At 68.4% G+C, this 21,991-nt stretch carries 20 protein-coding genes; 3 read left to right on the top strand and 17 right to left on the bottom strand.

What is annotated here, in order from left to right; all coding sequences use genetic code 11:
- Positions 1–19: 19 nt before the first annotated feature.
- Both I5731_RS10265 and I5731_RS10260 read right to left on the bottom strand, forming a co-directional pair.
- Positions 20–463, bottom strand: a complete 444-nt coding sequence (locus I5731_RS10265; RefSeq protein WP_197311295.1) for a hypothetical protein — start codon at positions 461–463, stop codon at positions 20–22.
- A 185-nt stretch (positions 464–648) separates the two neighbouring features.
- Positions 649–1,236, bottom strand: coding sequence for a protein phosphatase CheZ (locus I5731_RS10260; RefSeq protein ID WP_235981701.1), 588 nt, complete (start codon positions 1,234–1,236; stop codon positions 649–651).
- Positions 1,237–1,627: 391 nt separating this feature from the next.
- Between I5731_RS10260 and I5731_RS10255 the strand changes: the two genes are divergently transcribed.
- Complete coding sequence (locus I5731_RS10255; protein WP_197311293.1) at positions 1,628–2,395, top strand: DUF2927 domain-containing protein; 768 nt, start codon at positions 1,628–1,630, stop codon at positions 2,393–2,395.
- A gap of 150 nt (positions 2,396–2,545) precedes the next feature.
- Here the strand turns inward: I5731_RS10255 and I5731_RS10250 are convergent, their stop codons facing one another.
- From I5731_RS10250 to groES, 3 genes are all read right to left on the bottom strand, one after another.
- Positions 2,546–3,007 carry a DoxX family protein gene (locus I5731_RS10250; RefSeq protein ID WP_197311292.1) on the bottom strand — a complete coding sequence of 154 codons (462 nt, stop codon included), beginning with the start codon at positions 3,005–3,007 and terminating at the stop codon, positions 2,546–2,548.
- Between the two features lie 275 nt (positions 3,008–3,282).
- Positions 3,283–4,923, bottom strand: coding sequence for a chaperonin GroEL (gene groL / locus I5731_RS10245; protein ID WP_197311291.1), 1,641 nt, complete (start codon positions 4,921–4,923; stop codon positions 3,283–3,285).
- 53 nt (positions 4,924–4,976) lie between these two features.
- Positions 4,977–5,264 carry a co-chaperone GroES gene (gene groES / locus I5731_RS10240; protein ID WP_197311290.1) on the bottom strand — a complete coding sequence of 96 codons (288 nt, stop codon included), beginning with the start codon at positions 5,262–5,264 and terminating at the stop codon, positions 4,977–4,979.
- A gap of 187 nt (positions 5,265–5,451) precedes the next feature.
- On the opposite strand from groES, the gene I5731_RS10235 reads away from it, so the two are divergent.
- A complete protein-coding gene (locus tag I5731_RS10235; protein ID WP_197311289.1) occupies positions 5,452–6,072 on the top strand; it encodes a hypothetical protein in 621 nt (206 codons plus the stop codon).
- A 31-nt stretch (positions 6,073–6,103) separates the two neighbouring features.
- Here the strand turns inward: I5731_RS10235 and I5731_RS10230 are convergent, their stop codons facing one another.
- The 7 genes from I5731_RS10230 to I5731_RS10200 form a co-directional block, all read right to left on the bottom strand.
- A complete protein-coding gene (locus I5731_RS10230) occupies positions 6,104–7,480 on the bottom strand; it encodes an HD-GYP domain-containing protein (RefSeq protein WP_197311288.1) in 1,377 nt (458 codons plus the stop codon).
- Between the two features lie 74 nt (positions 7,481–7,554).
- Entirely contained in the window at positions 7,555–8,442 is an 888-nt protein-coding gene (locus tag I5731_RS10225) for a DMT family transporter (protein WP_197311287.1), read from the bottom strand.
- Positions 8,439–8,951 (bottom strand): GNAT family N-acetyltransferase, encoded by a 513-nt coding sequence (locus tag I5731_RS10220; protein WP_197311286.1) that lies wholly within the window; start codon positions 8,949–8,951, stop codon positions 8,439–8,441. The genes I5731_RS10225 and I5731_RS10220 overlap by 4 nt, the downstream gene beginning before the upstream one ends.
- Positions 8,952–9,103: 152 nt before the next feature.
- On the bottom strand, positions 9,104–9,799 hold the full coding sequence (locus I5731_RS10215) for a hypothetical protein (protein WP_197311285.1): 696 nt from the start codon (positions 9,797–9,799) through the stop codon (positions 9,104–9,106).
- Positions 9,800–10,012: 213 nt separating this feature from the next.
- Positions 10,013–11,428 (bottom strand): sigma-54-dependent transcriptional regulator, encoded by a 1,416-nt coding sequence (locus I5731_RS10210; protein WP_197311284.1) that lies wholly within the window; start codon positions 11,426–11,428, stop codon positions 10,013–10,015.
- A gap of 166 nt (positions 11,429–11,594) precedes the next feature.
- Complete coding sequence (locus tag I5731_RS10205) at positions 11,595–11,798, bottom strand: heavy-metal-associated domain-containing protein (protein WP_197311283.1); 204 nt, start codon at positions 11,796–11,798, stop codon at positions 11,595–11,597.
- A 113-nt stretch (positions 11,799–11,911) separates the two neighbouring features.
- Positions 11,912–12,373, bottom strand: a complete 462-nt coding sequence (locus I5731_RS10200; RefSeq protein WP_197311282.1) for a GNAT family N-acetyltransferase — start codon at positions 12,371–12,373, stop codon at positions 11,912–11,914.
- Positions 12,374–12,605: 232 nt separating this feature from the next.
- Between I5731_RS10200 and I5731_RS10195 the strand changes: the two genes are divergently transcribed.
- A complete protein-coding gene (locus I5731_RS10195; protein WP_197311281.1) occupies positions 12,606–14,009 on the top strand; it encodes an EAL domain-containing protein in 1,404 nt (467 codons plus the stop codon).
- Positions 14,010–14,230: 221 nt separating this feature from the next.
- On the opposite strand, the gene I5731_RS10190 is transcribed toward I5731_RS10195, so the two are convergent.
- The 5 genes from I5731_RS10190 to ileS all read right to left on the bottom strand — a co-directional run bounded on the left by I5731_RS10190 (position 14,231) and on the right by ileS (position 21,804).
- Positions 14,231–15,589 carry a M16 family metallopeptidase gene (locus I5731_RS10190; protein WP_197311280.1) on the bottom strand — a complete coding sequence of 453 codons (1,359 nt, stop codon included), beginning with the start codon at positions 15,587–15,589 and terminating at the stop codon, positions 14,231–14,233.
- Positions 15,590–15,636: 47 nt separating this feature from the next.
- Complete coding sequence (locus I5731_RS10185) at positions 15,637–17,037, bottom strand: M16 family metallopeptidase (RefSeq protein WP_235981699.1); 1,401 nt, start codon at positions 17,035–17,037, stop codon at positions 15,637–15,639.
- A 397-nt stretch (positions 17,038–17,434) separates the two neighbouring features.
- Positions 17,435–18,088 carry a hypothetical protein gene (locus I5731_RS10180; RefSeq protein WP_197311279.1) on the bottom strand — a complete coding sequence of 218 codons (654 nt, stop codon included), beginning with the start codon at positions 18,086–18,088 and terminating at the stop codon, positions 17,435–17,437.
- 171 nt (positions 18,089–18,259) lie between these two features.
- Positions 18,260–18,781, bottom strand: coding sequence for a signal peptidase II (gene lspA, locus I5731_RS10175; protein WP_197311278.1), 522 nt, complete (start codon positions 18,779–18,781; stop codon positions 18,260–18,262).
- The gene (gene ileS, locus I5731_RS10170; protein WP_197311277.1) at positions 18,778–21,804 is read right to left on the bottom strand and encodes an isoleucine--tRNA ligase; all 3,027 of its coding nucleotides are present in this window, start codon (positions 21,802–21,804) and stop codon (positions 18,778–18,780) included. Before ileS ends, lspA begins: the two co-directional genes overlap by 4 nt.
- Positions 21,805–21,991 lie beyond the last annotated feature (187 nt).

The following is a 21,991-nucleotide window of genomic DNA, read 5'->3' as shown; positions in this document are numbered from 1 at the left end:
TTACCGGGCCGGCCGGCGGCTACCCGACCCGCTTGCTGTAGACGCCGCGGAGCCCGGCCCGGCAGCCCGGAATGAACAGGAAGTTCTGCAGCCGGATCGTCAGCGTCACGAAGGTCGCCGCCGAGGTGATGGTCGCCGGCGTCTGGACATAGCTGGTGTAAGTGCTGCCGATGTTGGCGATCAGCTTGCCTTCGTGCGAGACGCCGTAAGTCGTCATCGTGCCGTCGGGCATGGCGCCGCCGGCGAGGATGGTCGCGTAGACCGCCTGGAGGTCGTGAAAGAAACTGATGCGGGTGTCGTTGCCGTTGTTCGACACCAGCTTCGGCCGCAGCACGCTGCGCAGGATCGAACCGACCGCGATCGACTTGCGCGGACTGGCGCTATTTGCGCAGGCCGGCGTGACGCTCGTCACCACCACGTCGCCCTGCCAGACCTCGAGGGCCGAGGCGGGCGACAAAGTCATCGAAAATGCAAGCAAGACAACGACGGCAGCAAAAAACTTGCGCATGTCGCACCCCGGCGGCCGAACAACTTCGAAACAGCAATCCGCGCAAGATAGCGCAAGATTTCACGCCTGTCGCGGGGGTGACGCGACCGGCGTGAGGGTTCTGCTTCGAAGCGCCAGGGGCGATGCTTCGGCGGTGTCGCTCAGGCGAACAGCGCGTCGATGTCGTCCTGGCTGGCAATGTCGTCGTCGGTGACGAGGGAGGGGCCGTTGAGCAGGGCGGCGTCGCCCTCGGCCTTGGCGCGGGTTTCGGCCTCGACGCTGGCGAAGCTCTCCATGCCGCCCCAGATCTCGATCATCCGGCTGACGCGATCCTCGATGAAGCGCAGCGCATTGACGACCTTGGTGATGCGCTGGCCGGTGAGGTCCTGGAAGTTGCACGCCTCGAAGATCGTGACGACGCGCTCCTGGATATCGGCGGCGAGGGCGTTGTCCTGGCCCTTGGTGCGCGCGGCGAGCGTGTTGGCGGCGTCGTCGATGTGCTCGGCAGCGGCGAGGATCGCTTCGGTCGCCGCTTCGGTGCCGTTCACCACCGCGTCGAGCTCGTCGGTGACGCGCGTCATCTCGCGTCCCTCGAAGTTGTTGACGTGCAGCGTCGCGATCTCGCGCTTGGTCTGCAGGATCGCCTGCTGGATCTCGTCCAGCTCGTCCTTCAGCTTCATCGCTTCGGCGAATTGCCGGCGATAGTCGTCGAGAACGGCCTGGCTCACCTCCTGAGTCGGCTGGATCATGCGCCGTAACTCGCTGATCTCCTTCAGGATCTGACCGGAGCGATCAGAGTCGCCGGTCGTTGCCGCTTGCTGGGCTCCACCGTTGAGAAGAGCCTCGATCCTGAATGCCCGCCGGCTCGTCATGTCTTGTCAGTCCCCGACCCAAATCCGACGGACAGCCTAGCCGGGGACGGTTAACAAGCGGTTCTGGACGTCCCGAACGCCGCAGGCAGAAATTCCCGGATCGCCGCTCACGCAATGTTGACCGGACCGTTAATTTCAGCGATGCTCACGACCGTGTGATCGATGATCACAGTTTAGGGCGCGCCAGATTCCAGGCACGCCGGGACTGCCCGAGCCGGCGGGCATCCCCTTGGACAAGAACCGGATCGCAACATTGTTGGAGACGGGAATGTCGCTTGTCCGGGGCGCGATGGCGCACGCTTGTTCGGTCCTACGTCGTGTCCGCATCGCCGGCCTGCTCGCCCTCGGCGTGATGGTGGCCACCGTCCCCGTCGCCGCCGCCGGCGGCCTCAAGAGCATCGCCGATGCGGAACTCGCCGCCGGCTTCGCGCGCACCGTGTTCGGTCTCGAGCATGGCGGGGGCAACTGGCGCGGCAAGGTCGTGAAGAAGTTCGCCGGCCCGGTCCGCTTCTCGGTCGAGGATCACTCCTCGATCGGTCGCCATGCCGCCGTCACCGGCTTCATCCGCACGCTGCCGAAGCTCGTCGCCGGCGTCGATGCGCGCCTCGCCGCTCCCGGCGAAGCCGCGAATTTCCGGGTCGTGATCGTCGACCGCAAGAACTACGTCAAGCAGGTGCGCGCCGACGTCTGGGGCGGCCACGGCCGAGCCGTGCCGGGCCAGTGCCTCGCCGCGATGGACTTCGACCGCAGCTCGATCACCCGCACCACCGTGTTCATCGTCTCCGACGACGGTGAGGCGCTGTTCCGCCGCTGCATGGTCGAGGAGATCCTGCAGGGGCTCGGGCCGCTCAACGATCATTCGAGCCTCGTCCACTCGATGTTCAACGACCGCAGCCCGTTTACCCGCATCACCGCCTTCGACCGCGCCATCGTCAGCATGCTCTATGATCCGCGTGTGCGGCACGGCATGACGATGGCCGATGTGCAGCCGATCATGGGCGACCTGATCGCCGCCGCCCGCAAGCGCGTGCGCTAGGACAGGTCGTCCGGCCGATTCCGCAGCGGGGGTTCGCGGTACCGGCGCTCTTCGGACGGGGACAGCAAGAAGGGGCGCGACCGGCTCGGGTCGCGCCCCTTTTTTGTCGTCAGCCGGACCGGCACGGGGTCGGCCGGGCGAAGATGTCGCTCAGAACTCGCGGCCGAGCTTGGCATCGACCGAGTAGCGGCCGCCGCCGCGAACCGCGAAGTAGAGCGCGGCGATCGTCCAGAGCCCGGCGAACTCCCAGCCACCGGCCTGGTTGAAGAAGCCGTTGGCGAGGTGCACCGACACCGCGGCGACGAACAGCACGCCGGTCGCGGCGAGGGCGAACGGGCGGGTCAGGAAGCCGATCGCGATGGCGATGCCGCCGAAGAACTCGACGAAGCCGACGAGGAAGGCGAACAGCACGCCCGGCGTGAAGCCGAGGCTTTCCATGAAGCCGCCGGTGCCGGCGAGGCCGTAGCCGCCGAAGGCGCCGAACAGCTTCTGCGCGCCGTGCGGCACCAGGAAGCCGCCGACGACGACGCGCAGCAGCGCCTCGGCGAGCGGGGTCAGCCCGGCATAGACCGAGGCGAGGGCGGGGATGTAGTAGCGGGTCGGCTGGCTCATCACGATGTCTCCGGTAGGACCGCAGACATCAGACGTCCGCGTCGTATGGCCCCTGTCTACGTGTCTCTTCGCACCTGCGATAGCCACGCCGTCAGAGACTTATTGTCGTCGCCTTGCGAACAATCACGCGCCCGTGAGCAGGATCGTCGCCGATTTCCCGGCGAAAGCGACCCGAAGCCGGTTGTCACCACGCCTTGACGCACAAAGGGCGCGGCTTGCGCCGCGCCCTTCGCGATGTCGTCCGGATGGAACGAGGTCCTTCCGATCCTGTCGGATCAGAAGTCCATGCCGCCCATGCCGCCCATGCCGCCGCCGCCCGGCATCGACGGGCCGTCGCGCTTCGGGATCTCGGCGACCATCGCTTCGGTGGTGACCAGCAGGCCGGCGATCGAGGCCGCGTCCTGCAGCGCCGTGCGCACGACCTTGGTCGGGTCGATGATGCCGGCGACGATCATGTCGACGTAGGTCTCGTTCTGGGCGTCGAAGCCCATGGTGTCGGCGGAGTCGAGCACCTTGCCGACCACGATCGAGCCTTCGACGCCGGAGTTCTCGGCGATCTGACGGATCGGCGCCTCGAGCGCGCGGAGCACGATCTTGATGCCGGCCTGGATGTCCGGATTGTCGGAGGTGATCTTCTCGACCGCCTTCTTGGCGCGGAGCAGGGCGGTGCCGCCGCCCGGGACGATGCCTTCCTCGACCGCGGCGCGGGTGGCGTTCAGGGCGTCGTCGACGCGATCCTTGCGCTCCTTGACCTCGACCTCGGTCGCACCGCCGACGCGGATGACGGCGACGCCGCCTGCGAGCTTGGCGAGACGCTCCTGCAGCTTCTCACGGTCGTAGTCCGAGGTGGTCTCCTCGATCTGCGCCTTGATCTGCGCGACGCGGGCCTCGATGTCGGCCTTGGCGCCGACGCCGTCGACGATCGTCGTGTTCTCCTTGGAGATCGAGATCTTCTTGGCGCGGCCGAGCATCGCGAGCGTGACGCTCTCGAGCTTGATGCCGAGGTCTTCCGAGATCACCTGGCCGCCGGTCAGGATCGCGATGTCCTCGAGCATCGCCTTGCGGCGATCACCGAAGCCCGGCGCCTTGACGGCTGCGACCTTGAGGCCGCCGCGCAGCTTGTTCACGACGAGCGTGGCGAGAGCCTCGCCCTCGACGTCTTCGGCGACGATCACCAGCGGACGCGACGACTGCACGACGGCTTCGAGCACCGGCAGCAGCGCCTGCAGGTTCGAGAGCTTCTTCTCGTGGATCAGGATGTACGGGTCTTCGAGATCCGCGACCATCTTCTCGGCGTTGGTCACGAAGTACGGCGACAGGTAGCCGCGGTCGAACTGCATGCCCTCGACGACGTCGAGCTCGGTCTCGGCGGTCTTGGCTTCCTCGACGGTGATGACACCCTCGTTGCCGACCTTCTGCATCGCCTGGGCGATCATCTCGCCGATCGACTTCTCGCCGTTCGCCGAGATCGTGCCGACCTGCGCGACTTCGTCGGAGGTCGAGATCTTCTTCGAGCGGGCGATCAGGTCCTTGATGGCCTCGGCGACGGCGAGATCGATGCCGCGCTTGACGTCCATCGGGTTCATGCCGGCGGCAACCGCCTTGGCACCTTCCTTGACGATCGACTGGGCGAGCACGGTCGCCGTGGTCGTGCCGTCACCGGCGATGTCGTTGGTCTTCGAGGCCACTTCGCGCACCATCTGGGCGCCCATGTTCTCGAACTTGTCCTCGAGCTCGATCTCTTTTGCGACCGTCACGCCGTCCTTGGTGATGCGCGGGGCACCGAACGACTTGTCGATGACGACGTTGCGGCCCTTCGGGCCGAGCGTGACCTTCACCGCGTTGGCGAGAATGTCGACGCCGCGCAGCATCCGATCGCGGGCGTCGCCGCCGAACTTAACTTCCTTGGCTGCCATGGTCGTAGTGTCCTTGAGTTGATTGAATCAGGAAAGGCAAGCAGGGCAGGTCGTCAGCCGACGATACCCATGATGTCGCTTTCCTTCATGATCAGGACGTCCTGACCATCGATCTTGACTTCGGTGCCCGACCACTTGCCGAACAGAACCTTGTCGCCGGCCTTGACGTCGAGCGCCACGACCTTGCCGCTTTCATCGCGGGCACCCGGGCCGACGGCGATGATCTCACCCTGCTGCGGCTTTTCCTTCGCCGTATCGGGGATGATGATGCCGCCGGCCGTGCGCTCTTCGGACTCGAGGCGACGGACGACCACGCGATCGTGCAGCGGACGGAAATTCATGGGGTGGCTCCTCTCGGACGCGCCTGCGCTGAACGCGCGGCACGAAGGGTAAACTCGTTGGCCTGTTAGCACTCCGCCTTGGCGAGTGCTACGGCGTGGTTGAGATAGGCCCAAGGGCGGATGGTGTCAATGGAATAGAGGGTTCTATGATTTGACTTGCCGCCAGCGTCGGTTGAGGGAGGGGAACTTGAGCGCCATTTCCATAAGCCGAAAACCGGGCTCGACAATCGAGTTAGACAACAAGAATCAAGCGTATATATATAGTTATCCTATTGTATTGTCAGCTATGGCGAAGACGAAATCTGGAAATTTCGATGATATAAGAAACGAAATACGTGTTGTAAAATCGTTTGTTTACTTGTGGATGGGGCGAAATCAGGGAGGTATTGGTTTCAACGATATTTCATCTGAGTTCATAAATTCAACAATACGTCTTTGCAATCTAGATGAGATAGAAAATAAATCAGTACCACAATTGAAATCAATCATCGATATAATATTTAGAGGATTCAACGGCCTCGGCATCCCATCTTCAAAGTATTTACACTTTATCTGTCCAGAAGTTTTTCCAATGTGGGATACAAATATTGGAAACTTAACAGGATGCGCAGAAAAGTACCATCAATTTCAGAATACAAAAAACTATATAAAATATATTGATTATATAAATGAAAATGTCTTTATCTGCGATAATACGAGAGAGTTAATTCTCTCAATAAACAATGGTTTGTATATTAGTGAAGTGAGGACTAAGGAGCTGGCTCTATTCTTGCAAAAGAAAAATGGCGACAAATTCATTCTAGGATAATTTTTGTCGATAATGATCGGATTTTGTCTACTCACGCCGCCGCGGCGTCCAGCCGGGCGAGGCCGGCCTCCAGCGCGGCGAAGCAGACCGGGTCGATGGCGATGCCGAGGTCGGCGCGCATGATGGCGAGCGCCTTCGAGATCGGCAGCGGGCCGCGGTAGGGGCGTTCGGCGGTGAGGGCGTCGAAGATGTCGGCGGCCATCAGGATGCGGCTTTCGAGGGCGATCGCGGCTCCGGCGAGGCCGCGCGGATAGCCGCGGCCGTCGAGCCGCTCGTGATGGGCGGCGGCGACGGCCGCCATGTCGCCGAAGGCGGCAATGCGCAAAAGGATGGTTTCGGTCAGGGCGGCGTGGCTGCGCAGCGCCGTCCATTCCTCCTCGTCCGGCTTGCCGGGCTTGTCGAGGATCGCGTTGCTGACGCCGAGCTTGCCGATGTCGTGCAGCAGCGCCGCGCGGCGCAGCCAGCGGCGGTGGTCGTCGGCAAGGCCGAGCTCTTCCGCGATCATGTCGGAAAACAGCGCCACCCGGCGGCTGTGCCCGGCGGTGAACGGGCTCTTCGCGTCGATCACCTCGGAAAAGGCGGTGGCGATCTCGTCGAGATAATCGTCGTCGACCGACTGCACCTCGTGCGCCGGCGGCAGGCTGAAGAGCTGTGCCTCGAGCGCGGCCGCGTCGCCGGCCGGCCAGAAGCCGTCCCGCCGGGCGGCGCGCGCGAAGGCATCGACGACGGCGGGATCGAACCAGTCGCCGCGCCGGCCCTTGATCTCGCGCAGCGCCGCGTCCGGGCCGGCGCTGGTGAAGAACACGTCGGCGACCTGGGCGAGCAGGGCGACGCGGGCATAGGGGTGGATCGCCGCACCCGCGAGGCCCGACGGCTTGCCGCCGCCGTTCCAGTGCTCGTCGAGGTCGCGGATGCCGATGGCGACGGCTTCCGAGAAGCGCATCTTGCGCGCGATCGCCGCGCCGCGCTCGCAGCGCGTCTCGATCAGTTCGCGCGCGATCTCGCCGCCGTTCTGCAGGATGTGGATGATGGCGCGGAAGCGCTCGGCGAGGCCGGATTTGAGGCCCGTGTGGCCGAGCACGAAGCGCAGCGCCGCCGGCAGGCTGCCGTCGATCTGCTTGAAGTCGCGCTTGAAGGCGAGATCGTCGACGAGATAGAGGCTGCAGATGCGCGCCGCATTGCTGCTGCAGCCGAGATCCTTCAGCAGGATCGCATAATAGAGCTCGCCGAGTTCCGCCGCCGGCATGCCGAGTTCGCGCCCGACGTGGTAGCCGATCCAGCACGCCCGCATGCAGTGCCCGGCCGGCTGGCCCTCGGTGAGGTCGAGCGCGTGGCTGAACGCGCCGAGGATTTCAGCGAGCCCGAGCCCGCCCTCCTGCCGCCGCCGCCGATCATAGGACTGCCACATGCCGCGCCGCCACCCCCGCCATGACCGGTGGCATCAGACACCGCGGGGACTTAAGGGCGGGTTATGCGCAACTCTCATGCGGCGGCGCGCGTCGGCCGCGCGACGATGAGGCAGGCGACGACGATGAGCAGGGCACCGGCGATCGTCGGCGGCGCGGGCACTTCGGCGAAGAAGGCGAAGCCGAACAGCGGCGCCCAGAGGAGGCCGGTGAACTCGATCGGCGCCAGCCGCGCCGCCGGTGCGTTGGCGTAGGCCCAGGCGAGGGCGAGGTGGCCGGTGGTGCCGAGCAGGCCGATCAGCGCCACCAGCCCCCAGTCGGCGGCCGCCGGCATGACGAACACCCCGGCGGCGAGCGGCGCGGCGAACACCGCCGCACAGAGGTTCTGCACCGAGACCAGGGTGATCACGCCGTCGGTGGCGGAATCGCGCCGCGTCAGGATCATCGCCAGCGAATAGGTGAGCGAGCCGCCGAGCGCGAGCAGGTAGCCGAGCGCCGCCCCCTCGCCGAAGGCGCCGCCGCCGAGACGGCCGGACGCCATGATGAGGAGCCCGAGGAAGCCCGTCGCGATCGCGGTCGCCGCCCGCTTGCCCACCGGCTCCTTCAGCACCAGCCGCCCGAGCAGCGCCATGAACAGCGGCGCCGTGAACACGATCGCCACGGCTTCCGCCAGCGGCAGCCGCGTCAGCGCCTCGAAGAACATCGCCGCCGTGGCGAGGATGATCAGCGCCCGCGTCGCCGAGCGCACCAGCGTGCCGCGGCTGGGCGGATTGGTGCGACGGCGGACAAGCGCCCAGGCGAACACCGGCAGGCACCAGAGCGCGCCGGCGCCATAGCGCAGGAACACGATCTCCAGCGTCGGGAAGCGCCCGCCGAGCTCCTTGATGCCGGCGTCGAGACAGGAGAGGGCGAAGATCGCGGCGACGGCCGCGATCACCGGCATCGGCGATGAAAGGGTCTTCATGGCGCGGGCGCGTCGCCGCCGAGATCGAGCCGGTAGGCGTATTCCCAGGCATTGGTCGCGTCGGCGAGGAAGCGGGTCGTGGGCTGGCGGCGGAAGCCGAGGCGCTCGTAGAAGCGGTGTCCGCTTTCGAAGCGGGTGTCGGTCCAGAGCCGGATCGCGCCGACGTCGCTGCCGGCGAGCGCCGCCGTCACCTCTGAAAACAGCCGGCCGGCGAGGCCACGGCCGCGCAGCTCCTTGACGAGGTAGAGCTTGTGCAACTCGGCGACACCGGGCTCGGGGCGGCTGTAGCCGACGCTGCCGACGACGCGGTCCGCCGCCGTGACGAGCAGGAACAGCGCCCCGCCGTGCGCCGCAAAATGGCTGGCGGGGGCGACGAGTTCGGGGAACTCGTCGAAGACGAACGGACAGCCGTCGTATTCGGCGAAAACGCCCGCGATCAGATGCGCGACGGCGTTGCCGTCGGCGTCGGTCGCGGGGCGGATGGCGAGATGGTCCGGGTCGATGTGCATGGCGATCGTCGAGAGCGGCGCGCGGCGAGCGCGAACCGTTGCCGCACGAATGCCGGAAGCGGGAATCGGCCGCGCGGGTCGACACCGGCGCGCGTTGCAAGCTTTAGTCCGTCTGCCGGCGCGGTGCCAGTGGCTCGGGCGCCGGTTCGCCGTCAGGGTGCCGGGGCAGGGGCGTCCGGCGCGGTCTCCGCCGCGTCCGGCTGCGCCGGCGGGGTGGCGCCGGCCGCGGGCGGCGTCGCCGGGGTGCCGGGCGGCGTCGGCGCGGCGATGGTGAAGGGCAGCTCGAAGGCGCCGGTCTTGCCCGAATGCAGGTCGTGCAGCCGGGTGACGAGCACATAGTCGCCCGGCTTCAGCCCGTTGAAATTATAGGTGATGAAGACCTGGAACTCCTTGTTCCGGCGCCGGCTCTTCATTGTCAGGTCGGCAAAGTCCGCCTGCTTGTGCAGGATCTGGCCGGTCGGCGTGCGCAGCTCGAAGTCGGCCTTGAAGTCGATCAGGAACAGCTCGTTCTCGCGGCCGTAGCCGAAGCCGAACGGCTCGGCGTAGACGAGCATGTCCTCGCCCTCCTTGAACACCGCGGCCGGGCGCGCGTCGTAGATGCCGAAGCCGGCGGGCCGGGCGGCGACGAACAGCGCTTCGGAAAAGCCCAGCGGCGCGCGCTCCCAGGCGGCGTTGAAGGCCGCTTCCATTTCGGCCAGCGCCTGCACGGGCTTGTTGTCGGTGAGCAGGCCCTCCGCCACGCGGGCGCGATCGGCGAGCTCCGCGGCGGCCGCGCCGGCGACAGGGGCCGCAGCCAGCACAAGGCCGGCGAGAAGTGCGACGCGGGAGAAGGTACGCAGCACACGCATCGGACAACGCCCTCGACGGCCGACGGTCGGCAGGACCGGCGGACATGAGCCCGAACAAGCTCGCCCGGCCCGAAATCGGCCGGTGCGTCTCATACTAGAAGGCTTCGGGCGCCGATGGAATCGCAGAACCGCGGAATCGACATCGGATTCAAGGCGATGTCAGCCGCCACGGCAAAGCTTCGCGATCAGGGCCCGAACGCGCCGAGACCTCTATCAGCCGACACGGGTCTGGGGCAAGCCGTCGCGTGCACCGCCGTCCTCGGCCGGGCCACCGCGGCGCTTGCGATAGATCGTCGACGGGCTGATCTCGAGCGCCGCTGCGGCGCGCGCGATGTTGCCCTCGAACGCGTCGATCGCCGCCTCGATCACTTCCGCCTCGACCATCCACAGCGGCCGGATCGCGCGGGCGGCGGCCGGCTCGTCCTCGAACACCGGCGTGCCGAGCACCGGTGCGGGCTCGGCTGCAACCCGCGGCACGCTGCCGCGGCGGGCGCCGAAGCCCGCGTCGGCGAGGTGTTCGGGCGTCAGCGTCTCGCCGTCGCAGAGCAGGGCGATCCGCTGCACCAGCGTTTCGAGTTCGCGCACGTTGCCCGGCCAGTCGTGCCCGGTGAGCAGCCGCTCCGCGGCGGGGGCGAGGCGCAGGAAGCGCCGTCCGGCGTCGGCGGCGGAGCGGCGCAGCACCGATTCGGCGATCGGCGCGACGTCGTCCGGCCGCTCGCGCAGCGGCGGCACGGCGAGGCCGAGCACGTTGAGGCGATAGAAGAGGTCCGAGCGCATGGCGCCGCTGCGCACGAGCTCGTCCGGGCGATGCTCGGTGAGCGCGATCAGGCGCACGTCGGCGCGTGGCGGCACGTCCTGGTAGACCGCGCCGACGACCTCGCCGGTGGAGACGAAACGCACCAGTGCGGCCTGCACGGCGGCCGGCAGGCGGCCGACCTCGGCGAGCACGAGACTGCCGCCGTGGGCGCGGCGCAGCGCGCCGTTGCTGCCGGCGATCTGGTCGAGCAGGCGGTCGCCGTCGATGCCGTCGCAATCGACCACCACCAGCGGCCCTTCGCTGCGGCGCGAGCGGGCGTGCAGGGCGGCGGCGATCGCCTTGCGGCCGCTGCCGGCCTCGCCGGAGACGAACACCGGCGCCTCGGCCGGCGCGATGCGCCCGACCTGGTCGAACAGCGTGCGCATCGCCGCGGAGCGGCCGACGAGGCCCTCGAAGGTCGCGGCTTCCGGCGCCGGGGTGGCGGCGACGGCGAAATGGCGTTCGACGCGCCGGGCGAAGGCGGCGCCGTCCAGCGGCTTGGTGAGATAATCGGCGGCCCCGGCCCGCACCACGGCGACGGCATCGCCGATCTGCGAGGCATCACCCGCGGCATAGATCAGCGTCGCGCGCGCCACTTCGGTCAGGGCGGTGAAGCCGTCGATGCCGCCGACGGTGTCGAGGTCGAGGCTGAGCACGGCGAAGGACTGTTCGCCGAGCATCATCCGCGCCGCTTCCGGAGACGCGGTCTCGAGGATCATCAGGGGTCGGGCGATCCGCTGCTCGAGGGCGCGCTTCAGGACCGTGCGGGCTGCGGGATCGGCGTCGACGAGGAGGATGCGAAGCGCCGCGGAGGGGCGCAGGGCGAAACCCATACCAGTGCAGTCCTTGCAAGCGGGCGCGATTTTCTATCGCGGTATGACCCGATCATGCGAAGCACAGGGTAAAGAAAGCGTTGACGGAGGCCCGCCGTCGATGCGGCGGCGCCGTTTAAGATGCGATCCCGGCTACGGATTCGGGCGCCGGGATCGAACGCCGGCGTCAGGCCGCGGCGTCGTAGCCGGCGGCGGTCAGCGCCGTGGCGATCTCGCCGGCCTTGGCCGCGCCGTCCGCACCCTCGATGGTCACGATCCCCGTCGCACGATCGACCTGCACCGTCGCGCCCGGCGCCTTGCGCTCGACGACGCGGGTGACGGTGCGCACGCAGCCGTCGCAGGTGATGCCGGAAACCTTGAGCTCGATCATCGCGGGACCCTTCTGGCGCGAACACTGTGCCTGATGTCGGGGGTGCGGCCCGCCCGGTCAAGTCCGCAGCGCTGCGGAGGCGCGCATGCCAGCCGCCCGGTCACGGCCGACGGTCAGGCGCCGGTCGGCCGGGTGTATTCGGTGAAGCCGGAACGTTCCGCCAGCTTGTCATAGAGCACCATCGCCGTGGTGTTGGTCTCGTGCGTCAGCCAGTAGACCCGGGCGCAGCCGGCGGCGATCGCGGCTGCCTGGACGTGGTCGATCAGCCGGCGGCCGATGCCGCCGCCGCGGCGGGCGGGTTCGACGAAGAGGTCCTGCAGATAGCAGTCGTCGCCGGTGGTCCAGCAGGAACGGTGCCGGATGAAATGCACGAGGCCGACGACCGCGCCGACGCGCCGGGCAAGCGCGCCGTGCATCGGCTCGGCCGGATCGAGCAGCCGCCGCCAGGTCGTCGCGGTGACGTCGTCCGGAATGTCGACGCCGTAGAAGGTCTGGTAGGCGCGCCAGAGAGGCAGCCAGGCGGCGTGGTCGCCGGGCCCGAGCGGCTGGATGTCGATCGCGTCGTCGTCGGGCATCGGTCGCTCCTGCGTCGAGGCGGCGCGGAACCCCGGCGACGCTTCGGCGCAACCTTCGGGCCGGACCGCCGGTTTCTCAAGCACCATACCGGCAAAAGTTCTGGACGCCGGCCGGCATCGCGCGGCGCAAGATGCGCGGGCGCAGCAAATTGCGCATTATCGTGGTTGATTCGGGTTCCGGCAGCCCGCCGCAGCCCGCGGGCCTGCAGCCGACCCGAGCGGCGGACATGAGATGAACCGACTTGCGAGCGTCCTGATCGTCACCGCCATGGGGGTGATCGCCCTTTCGGCCGCCGCCGTGCTGCGGGTGCTGTTCGATTTCACGCTCGGCCAGTCGATGATCCTCGGCGGCGCCGTGCTGTTCGGCCTCGTCTTCCTGCAATCGCACCTGCAGCGCGCCCGCGACCGGCGCTGGGTGGAGACGCGCATCGCCGAGATCGCGGCGGTCGCCTCCGACGTCAACAACGACATGGCGCGCTTCGGCGAGCGCATCCTGCGCTTCGACAGCCATCTCGGCGAACGGATCCGCCGCGAGGGCGAGCCGCTCGCCGCCGAGGTCGAGGTGCTCGGCAGCCTGCTGAAGCAGGTGACCGACGCCCTCGCCGAGACCGAGCAACGGCTCGACCGGCTGGAGCGGCAGGTGCGCGAGCAGGCCGAGGCCGTCCGCGCCGCGCCGCCGGTTCAGATCGCCGCCACCCCGCCGCCTGCGGCCGCCGTGCCGGCCCCACCGGCCCAGACCATTCCGGTCGCCTTCGCCCCGCCGCCACCACCACCGCCCGCCGAGCCGGCACCGTCCGGCTTCGGCGTCGCGCTGCCGGAGCGGCTGCCGAGTGCCTTCGAGCGCGAGGTCGAGGCGGCGATCCGGGCCGAGCAGATCGAAATCCATTTGCAGCCGGTCGTCTCGCTGCCGCAGCGCAAGGTGCGCCTCTACGAGGCGCAGCGCATCCTGCGCACCGAAAGCGGCATGACGCTGCCGGCCGGCGACTTCCATGGCGTCGCCGAGAGCGCCCGCCTGCTGCCGCGGGTCGACACCTTCATCGTGGTGCGCGCGTTCCAGATCCTGAAGCGGCTGCATACCCGCAACCGCGAGGTCGGCATGCTGATCGGGCTGTCGCTGCCCTCGATCGCCGACAACGGCTTCTTCCGCGAGTTCCAGAGCTTCTGCGCCCAGAACAAGCCGCTCGCCGAACTCGTCGTGTTCGAGCTGTCGCAGGACGACGTCCGCCGCATGGGGCCGATCGAGCAGGAAAGCGTCGCCGCCGTCGCCGACCTCGGCTTCCGCTTCGCGATCGGCATGCTCACCGACCTGCGCACCGACTTCCACCGCCTCGGCACCCAGGGATTCCGCTACGCCCGCGTCAGCGCCGGCCGCCTGCTCAGCCGTGCGCCGGGCTTCGTCGGCGACATCGACCCGGTCGACCTCTCCGGCCACCTCGCCCGGCAGGGCATCGAGCTGATCGTGGACGGCATCGAGACCGAGGCGCAGGTGCTGGAACTGCTCGATTTCAACATCCGCTTCGCGCAGGGCAACCTGTTCGCCGCGCCAAGGCTGGTGCGGCCGGAGACGCTGCAAGGGGCGCCGAGCGCGGCGGATCAGGTGCGTGCGGCGCCGGCGGCGCGGACGGCGCGGGGGTAGGGCCGGCTGGCCCTTGCCGTGCGGCCTCCCCCCTCCCTGTCCCTCCCCCGCTTCGCAGGAGAGGGGACGATGGGCGATGGGTTTTTCGCTCAACGAAGGCTACGCCGGATGGAAGTGCCGATAAGACGAGCGCCCTAACCTCCTGCGTCCCCTCTCCTGCGAAGCGGGGGAGGGACAGGGAGGGGGCAGCGGCCTCTCGACGACCACCGCCCCATCAACCCTCAGCTCGACGACGGCCCCACCGTCACCACCGTCAGCGGCGCCTCGCCGAGCACACGCTTGGCCGCGCGCTTGACGTCGTCGAGCGTCAGCGCCTCGATCTGGGCGTTGCGGGTGTTGAAGTAGTCGATCGGCATGTCGTCGAGCTGCAGCGAGACGAGCTGGGCCGCGATCTTGCCCGAGCCGTCGAAGCGCAGCGCGTAGGAGCCGGTGAGGAAGCGCTTGGCGTCGGCGAATTCCTTGTCGGTCGGGCCCCCGTCCGCCATCCGCTTGAACTCGGCGGTGAGGATCTCGAGCGTCTCGCTGGCACGGTCGGCGCGCGTCGCGGTGCCGCCGAGGAACACGCCGGCGTAGCTGTAGGGCACGACGGCGCTCCAGACCGAATAGGCGAGCCCGCGCGTCTCGCGGACCTCCCGGTAGAGCCGCGACGAGAAGCTGCCGCCGCCGAGGATGTGGTTCATCACATAGGCGGCCATGTAGTCGGGGTCGTGGCGCTTCAGGCCGACGGTGCCGACGCGGATCGTCGTCTGCGGGTTCGGCAGGGCGGCGGTCTCTGTGGCGCCGAAGGTCGGCGTCGCCTCCGGCACGTCCACGAGTTCCGCCTCGGCCGGCAGCGGCCCGAACGCCTTGTCGAGCAGCGGCTTCAGCTCCTCCGCCGAGATCGCGCCGACGACGCCGACGACGAGGTTGGAGCGGGCGAAGGTGCGGCGATGATAGTCGGCGATGTCGTCCCGGGTGATCGCCGCCACCGTCTCGGCGGTGCCGTCGACCGGGCGGGCGTAGGGATGGTCGCCGAACACCGAGGTGCTCCAGAGCCGGCTCGCGATCGCTTCCGGGTCGGTGGCGTCGCGGTTGATGCCCGAGATCAGCTGCGCCCGCATCCGCTCGATCGGATCGGCGTCGAAGCGCGGCTGGTTGAGGGCGAGCGACAGCAGCTCGAACGCGACCTCCTTGCGGTCGGAAATCAGCCGCAGGCTGCCGTTGAAGGCATCGCGGCCGGCCGAGAACGACAGCCGGACGGCCTCTTCCTCGAGCTTCTGCTGGAAGGCCGCCGAGTCGAGCTCGCCGGCGCCTTCGTCGAGCAGCGTCGACAGCATGTTGGCGACGCCGGGACGCTCCTTCGGATCCTGCGCGGCGCCGCCGTCGAAGGCGAAGTCGACCGCGACGAGCGGCACGGCGTCGTCCTCGACCAGCCAGGCGACGATGCCGCCGTCGGACACGACGCGCTGCACCTCGGCCGCGGCCACGGGCAGGGCGGAGGCGGCGAGGAAGGAGACGACGGCGACCGCGCGGGCCAGCCGGCCAGACAGGCCTCTGACGAGGCCGGCGGCGGTGCGGTCGGACGATTGATGTTCGGTCATCGGACGGGATGCTCCGGCGAGGCGGATGAAAGGGGGCGGCAGCGGGATCAGGATGGCTGTTCGCCGGCCGGCTTGCGCAGGTAGCCGGTGACGGCGCGCGGCGCGGGCAGCAGCGCCGCGGCGGCGGCGACGGCCTCCGCCGGCACCGCCTCGATCCGCGACGGCCACTGCTGCACGTCGGCGATCGTGCCGCCGGTGGCGAGCGTCGCCCCGAAGATCCGCGCCATCGTCGTCTGGCTGTCCTGGGCGTAGATGGTGTCGGCGAGCAGCCGGTTCTTCGCCCGCGCCACCTCGTCGGCCGTCGGCGGCTTGTCGCCGGCCGTCGCCGCAATGATCTCGAAGATCGCCTGGCGCAGCGTTTCGAGCGAAACACCCTCGCGCGGCACGCCGTAGGCCATGAAGCTGGTGGCGTCGAGCGCCGAGCCGCGGTAGTAGGCCCCGGCCGAAACGGCGAGGCGCTGTTCGATCACGAGTTCCCGGTAGAGCCGGCTGCTGATGCCGCCGCCGAGCACCTCGGCGAGCACGTCGAGCGCCTCGGCGGCGCCCGGCTCGGCGGTCAGGTAGCTCGGCACCAGCCACGACGCGCGGACGCTCTCCTGGGAGACCCGCGGGTCGGCGAGGTCGACCTGGCGCGGCGTGTCGAGCACACCGGCGCGTGCCCGGACCCGGGCCGGCGGCTCGGCGCGGCGCGCCACCTTGCCGTAGGTCTCCTCGGCGAGCTTGCGGACCTCGTCGGCCTCGATGTCGCCGGCGACGACCAGCACCGCGTTGTTCGGCGTGTAGAAGCGGTCGTAGAAGGCGATGGCGTCGGTCCGGTCGAGCGTCTCGATCTCGTCCTTCCAGCCGATGATCGGCACGCCGTAGGGATGCTGCAGGAACAGCGTCGCGTCCATCGCGGTGGCGAGAATGGCCGACGGCTCGTTGTCGAGCCGCATCGAGCGCTCCTCGAGCACCACCTGTCGCTCCGGCACCACATTGGCGTCGGTGAGCACGAGGTGGGCCATGCGGTCGGCCTCGTAGGACATCATCGTCGCGAGGTGCTCCCTGGCGACGCGCTGGTAATAGGCGGTGTAGTCGCTGGAGGTGAAGGCGTTCTCCTCGCCGCCGTTCTCGGAGACGATCCGGGAGAACTCGCCCTCGGGGTGGGTGATCGTGCCCTTGAACATCAGGTGTTCGAGGAAATGCGCGATGCCGGACTTGCCGACCGGCTCGTCGGCGGAGCCGACCTTGTACCAGACCATGTGAGTGACGACGGGAGCCCGGTGGTCGGGGATCACGACGACCTCAAGGCCGTTGTCGAGGGTGAAGGATGCGGCGTTCGCCCCGATCACGGGGGCTTCGGTGGTGCCCGTCTCGTCATCGGCGGCCAGTGCCGCCCCGACCGCGAGGCTCATGCCGAACACCGAGGCTACAGTCAGCCGGCGCGCAGCCTGCTGGATCGCTTTCATCACTCGCGTCGCTCCCTCATCCGCCGCGACCGCCGCGCGGGCGGCCGCCACCTCATGCGCCATTTGCGGCGATAATAGGTTGCCGCGCGCCAGCGACCAGCGGGCGCGTGGTCACAAGCGTGTCAGGGAGGCGAAAGGGGGGATGGGGAGGGGGGAGCCTGGAAGAGCGCCTTGCCGGCGCCTCGGCTTTTCCCTCGCCCTTCGAGACAGCCGCTGCGCGGCTTCCTCAGGATGAGGGAAAAGAACGAGCGACTGCAATTAAACGAAAATTCTCGGAGGCCTCATCCTGAGGAAGCCGCACAGCGGCTGTCTCGAAGGACGAGGCCGGGGGCGTCGGCGCCTGCGGGTCGCTAGGCCCGGACCCCCGCGAGATCCACGCCCGGCTGCCAGCTCTGGCTTACTTCCAGAGCCAGCCCATAAGGCCCTCGTTCGGGGCCTCTTCCGGGATCGCGACCGGGTAGGCGTCCGAGGGGGTCATGTATTCGCTCGGCGGCTGCGTCAGCGCGCGGCGCACCGGGCGGCCTTCGGAATCGTAGAGCGTGGCGTCGGTCTGGCGCAGGTCCGCGGCGTTGAGCTCGCGGGTGCTGAGCCGCCGCGACGGGTCGCGGGCGAGTTCCTTCTGGCGCCGGCTCAGGATCTCCTGCTCCTGCGTGCGCGGCACACGCACGTCGAGGAGTTCCGAGGAGGAGACGACAGGGTTGTCGCCGCGCCGGGCATCGCGCGCGGCGGCATTGCGCAGGACCTGGCGCTGCTGCTCGTCCGGATCGACCGGCCAGTTGCCGGTCGCCGCGACCTGGTTGCGATCTTCGGGCGGCGGCAGCGTCGATGCGTTCGACGGCATCACCAGCGGTCCGCGCGGCTGATAGTTGATCGCGGTCTGGCGGGCGGGAACGGCGCCGAGCCCTTCCATCATGCCGCGCACGAGGCCACTGGAGGGCACCTCGGTGTCGGGGTCGTCGTCCTCGACGAAGCTCGAGCTGGCGGAACAGGCCCCGAGCGCCGCCGTGCTGAGCAGGACGATGAGGAGGCGGCGCAGCAGATCGTGGGTCATGTCGTCTTCCGCTTCCGGTCTTCGTGCGCGGCAGCCGCGCCACCTGGAACCGCCGCCCCGGAAGATGTCCCGGCGGATCCCGCAAAAGCTCATTAGGCGCCGTTTGCGGCGCCGCTGTGGCCGTCCGCAACCCCCTCCGGTGTCGCCCCCGGCCGGCGTCGCCGCCCGGGTTCAGGCCCGGTCGGCCGGGTCAGAACCGCTGCCGGAATTTGCAAAGGAGTCATACAGGAGCGCCAGCACCCCCGCAACGATCCACGCATCGGCGGCGTTGAACACGTACCAGGAATAGCCGAAGGCGTGCAGGTGCACGAAGTCGACCACCGCGCCGTAGGCGATGCGGTCGATCGTGTTGCCGACGGCGCCGCCGAGAATCAGTCCGAGCGCCAGCGCCGTCGTCATCGTGTCGGTCCGCGTCAGCCAGCGGCCGAGGAACGCGACGGCGGCGATCGAGAGGCCGATCAGCAGCCAGCGGCCGAGGTCGGCGTCCTGCTGGAACAGGCCGTAGGAAATCCCCCGGTTCCAGACCAGCACGAAGTCCATGAACGGCGTCAGCACCAGCCGCTCGCCGGCCGAGATCGTCGGCTCGGCGAGCACCCAGAGCTTCGAGGCCTGGTCGATGACGAGCCCGGCCACGGCGACGATCAGGCCGGCCCTGAGCGGCCGGCCCTTCACCTGTTCCGCCGCCACGCTCATGCCGCCGCCTGCCGCGCGTCGAACTCGCGCATCGCCTGCGCGTCGCGCGGCGAGAGGTCGGGATAGTCCGGCTCGGAGCCGACCTCGGGCAGCACCTTCCACGAGCGGGCGCATTTGCGCCCCTCGGCCTTCGCCGGCACCACCGCAACCCCCGCCACCTCGTCGAGGCGGAAGGCGTCGTCCGGCGCCGGGGCGTCGGTGACGGTGATCTGGCTGACGATCGAGATGTCGGCGAGGTCGAGCCCGGCGAGCGCCGTGCGCAAGTCCGCGTCCGTGATGTGCACGATCGGGGCGGCCTCCAGCGACGAGCCGATCCGCTTGTCGCGCCGCTCGACTTCCAGCGCGCCGGTGACGACGCGGCGCACCCGCTTCACCTTGTCCCACTTCGCTTCCAGCGCGTCGTCGCGCCACGCGGCCGGGATCTCGGGGAAGAGCTCGAGGTGCACCGAGGCGTCCGCGCCGGGGTTCCGGGCGAGGAAAGACTCTTCCATCGTGAAGGGCAGCAGCGGCGCCAGCCACTTCACCAGCGCGTCGAACAGCCGGTCGACCACGTAGAGCGCCGCCTTGCGCCGGACCGAGGAGATCGGGTCGCAGTAGAGCGCATCCTTGCGGATGTCGAAGTAGAACGCCGACAGCTCAACGTTCATGAACGTCGCCAGCGTCGCCGCCACGCGCTTGAAGTCGTAGGCCTCGTAGGCGTCGGTCACCGTCTGCGACAGCTCGGCGAGCCGGTGCAGCATCAGCCGCTCGATCTCGGGCATCTCGGCGAGCGGCACGGTCTCGCCCTCGAAATGCGCGAGCGTGCCGAGCATCCAGCGCAGCGTGTTGCGGATCTTGCGATAGGCGTCGGTGTTGGTGTCGAGGATCTTCTTGCCGAGGCGGAGATCGTCGGAATAGTCCGACGACACCACCCAGAGCCTGAGGATGTCGGCACCCGATTTCGCGATCACCTCCTGCGGCGTCACGATGTTGCCGATCGACTTCGACATCTTGCGCCCGTCCTCGGCCATGACGAAGCCGTGCGTCAGAAGGGCGTCGTAGGGCGCGCGGCCACGCGTGCCGCAGCTCTCCAGCAGCGACGAGTGGAACCAGCCGCGGTGCTGGTCCGAGCCTTCGAGGTACATGTCGGCCGGCCACTTCAGGTCCGGCCGGTTTTCCAGCACGAAGGCGTGCGTCGAGCCGGAATCGAACCAGACATCGAGAATGTCGCGCACCTGGTCCCAGGCTTCGACGTCGTCGACCAGCCCGCCGAGGAAGCGCTGCTTGGCGCCTGCCGCGAACCAGGCGTCGGCGCCCTCGGCCTTGAACGCCGCGGTGATGCGGCCGACGAGTTCGTCGTTCGACGCGAACTCGAGGCCGGGCGCCAGTTCGCCGGTTTCCTTGTTGCGGAACACGGCGATCGGCACGCCCCAGGCGCGCTGGCGCGACACGACCCAGTCGGGCCGGTTGGCGATCATGCCGTTGAGCCGGTTCTTGCCCTGCGGCGGATAGAACGCGGTCTCCTCGATCGCGCGCAGCGCCCTGTCGCGCAGGGTGTCGCCCTGGCTGCCGTCGATCGGCCGGTCCATGTGGATGAACCACTGCGGCGTGTTGCGGAAGATGATCGGCTTCTTCGAGCGCCAGGAGTGCGGATACTGGTGCTTCAGCCGGCCGCGCGCCACCATCATGCCGCGCTCGGCGAGCGCCTTGATCACCTCGTCGTTGGCGTTGCCCTTCTTGCCCTCGCTGTCGAGCACGCGCGCCGCCCCGCCCTCGCGGTCCGGCCCGAAGCCCGGCGCCTCGCGGGTGAAGAAGCCGTCGTCGTCGACGGTGAACGGGATCGCCGTGTCGATGCCGCGGGCGGCGAGCGCCCGGCCCATCGCCATCCAGATCTCGAAGTCGTCGGCGCCGTGGCCGGGCGCCGTGTGCACGAAGCCGGTGCCCGCGTCGTCGGTGACATGGTCGCCGTCGAGCAGGGGAACGTCGAAGGTGTAGCCGCCGGCGAGGTCGCGGAGAGGGTGATGGCAGGTCATGCCTTCGAGCAGTTCAGCGGTGATATCAAATCGATGTTCGAAACCGGTTGACGCTATCTTGGCTGCTTTGAAAACACTCTCGGCCAAATTCTTGGCGAGAATGTATTTTTCGCCAACCTTCGCCCAGTTGCCTTCCGGTGCAACGGTCACTTCGTAGAGACCATAGCCGATCTTGTGGGAGAAGCTGATCGCCCGGTTGCCCGGCATGGTCCAAGGGGTGGTCGTCCAGATTACCACGCTCGCCCCCTCGAGGGCTTTGATCGCAGCCTTGGCTTCTTCGAGCTCATTCTCCCAGACGGCTACAGCGCCCGGGACCTTCACCGGGAACTTCACGAAAATCGTGTCGCTCTGATAGTCCTCGTACTCGATCTCCGCTTCCGCCAGCGCGGTCTTCTCGACCACCGACCACATCACCGGCTTCGAGCCGCGGTAGAGCTGGCCGCTGGTGGCGAACTTCAGGAGCTCGCCGGCGATCACCGCCTCGGAGGCATAGGCCATCGTGGTGTAGGGGTTGGCGAAATCGCCCTCGACGCCGAGGCGGCGGAACTCGGCCGCCTGCACGCCGATCCAGTGCTCGGCGAACTGTCGGCACTCGAGGCGGAATTCGTTGACCGGTACCTCGTCCTTGTTCTTGCCGGCGGCGCGGTACTTTTCCTCGATCTTCCACTCGATGGGCAGGCCGTGGCAGTCCCAGCCGGGCACGTAGTTGCTGTCGTAGCCGCGCATCTGCGCCGACCGCGTCACCACGTCCTTCAGGATCTTGTTGAGGGCATGCCCGATGTGCAGGTTGCCGTTGGCATAGGGCGGGCCGTCGTGCAGCACGAACTGCGGCCGGCCCTTGGCGCTGGCGCGCAGCTTCTCGTAGAGCTGCATGCCGTCCCAGCGCGCGATCAGCTCGGGCTCCTTCTGCGGCAGGCCCGCGCGCATCGGGAAGTCGGTCTGGGGCAGGAACAGCGTGTCGGAATAGTCGCGGGCCGTGGTCTCGGGCGCCGGCGCGGTCGTCTCGGTCATGGCAAATCGCTCGTGTCGTCGAACGTCAGGGGACGGAGCGCCGCGGCGCTCCGGGCAGCAGTCACCCGGCCGCGACCCGCCGCATCAGCGGACGGTCGGAGCCGGGCCGGTAATTCGCACCGGCGACGGTATCGGGAGCGGAAAGGGCTGCCACGGGGTTCGCATCGCGGCTTAATACCCTCTGGAC

This window comes from Methylobrevis albus (assembly GCF_015904235.1).
GTDB lineage: Bacteria > Pseudomonadota > Alphaproteobacteria > Rhizobiales > Pleomorphomonadaceae > Methylobrevis_A > Methylobrevis_A albus.
The sequence above is the reverse complement of the archived record's forward strand: the minus strand, read 5'-3'. Positions and strand labels throughout refer to the sequence as shown.

Bases quoted from the DNA above. Each gene is read 5' to 3' on its own strand.
- I5731_RS10200 (WP_197311282.1), bottom strand. From the start codon at position 12,373: ATGCCCGACGACGACGCGATCGACATCCAGCCGCTCGGGCCCGGCGAC.
- I5731_RS10265 (WP_197311295.1), bottom strand. From the start codon at position 463: ATGACTTTGTCGCCCGCCTCGGCCCTCGAGGTCTGGCAGGGCGACGTG.
- I5731_RS10185 (WP_235981699.1), bottom strand. From the start codon at position 17,037: ATGAAAGCGATCCAGCAGGCTGCGCGCCGGCTGACTGTAGCCTCGGTG.
- I5731_RS10225 (WP_197311287.1), bottom strand. From the start codon at position 8,442: ATGAAGACCCTTTCATCGCCGATGCCGGTGATCGCGGCCGTCGCCGCG.
- I5731_RS10255 (WP_197311293.1), top strand. From the start codon at position 1,628: ATGTCGCTTGTCCGGGGCGCGATGGCGCACGCTTGTTCGGTCCTACGT.
- I5731_RS10180 (WP_197311279.1), bottom strand. From the start codon at position 18,088: ATGACCCACGATCTGCTGCGCCGCCTCCTCATCGTCCTGCTCAGCACG.
- ileS (WP_197311277.1), bottom strand. From the start codon at position 21,804: ATGACCGAGACGACCGCGCCGGCGCCCGAGACCACGGCCCGCGACTAT.
- I5731_RS10260 (WP_235981701.1), bottom strand. From the start codon at position 1,236: ATGATCCAGCCGACTCAGGAGGTGAGCCAGGCCGTTCTCGACGACTAT.
- I5731_RS10205 (WP_197311283.1), bottom strand. From the start codon at position 11,798: ATGATCGAGCTCAAGGTTTCCGGCATCACCTGCGACGGCTGCGTGCGC.
- I5731_RS10190 (WP_197311280.1), bottom strand. From the start codon at position 15,589: ATGACCGAACATCAATCGTCCGACCGCACCGCCGCCGGCCTCGTCAGA.
- I5731_RS10250 (WP_197311292.1), bottom strand. From the start codon at position 3,007: ATGAGCCAGCCGACCCGCTACTACATCCCCGCCCTCGCCTCGGTCTAT.
- groES (WP_197311290.1), bottom strand. From the start codon at position 5,264: ATGAATTTCCGTCCGCTGCACGATCGCGTGGTCGTCCGTCGCCTCGAG.
- groL (WP_197311291.1), bottom strand. From the start codon at position 4,923: ATGGCAGCCAAGGAAGTTAAGTTCGGCGGCGACGCCCGCGATCGGATG.
- I5731_RS10195 (WP_197311281.1), top strand. From the start codon at position 12,606: ATGAACCGACTTGCGAGCGTCCTGATCGTCACCGCCATGGGGGTGATC.
- I5731_RS10215 (WP_197311285.1), bottom strand. From the start codon at position 9,799: ATGCGTGTGCTGCGTACCTTCTCCCGCGTCGCACTTCTCGCCGGCCTT.
- I5731_RS10210 (WP_197311284.1), bottom strand. From the start codon at position 11,428: ATGGGTTTCGCCCTGCGCCCCTCCGCGGCGCTTCGCATCCTCCTCGTC.
- I5731_RS10220 (WP_197311286.1), bottom strand. From the start codon at position 8,951: ATGCACATCGACCCGGACCATCTCGCCATCCGCCCCGCGACCGACGCC.
- lspA (WP_197311278.1), bottom strand. From the start codon at position 18,781: ATGAGCGTGGCGGCGGAACAGGTGAAGGGCCGGCCGCTCAGGGCCGGC.
- I5731_RS10230 (WP_197311288.1), bottom strand. From the start codon at position 7,480: ATGTGGCAGTCCTATGATCGGCGGCGGCGGCAGGAGGGCGGGCTCGGG.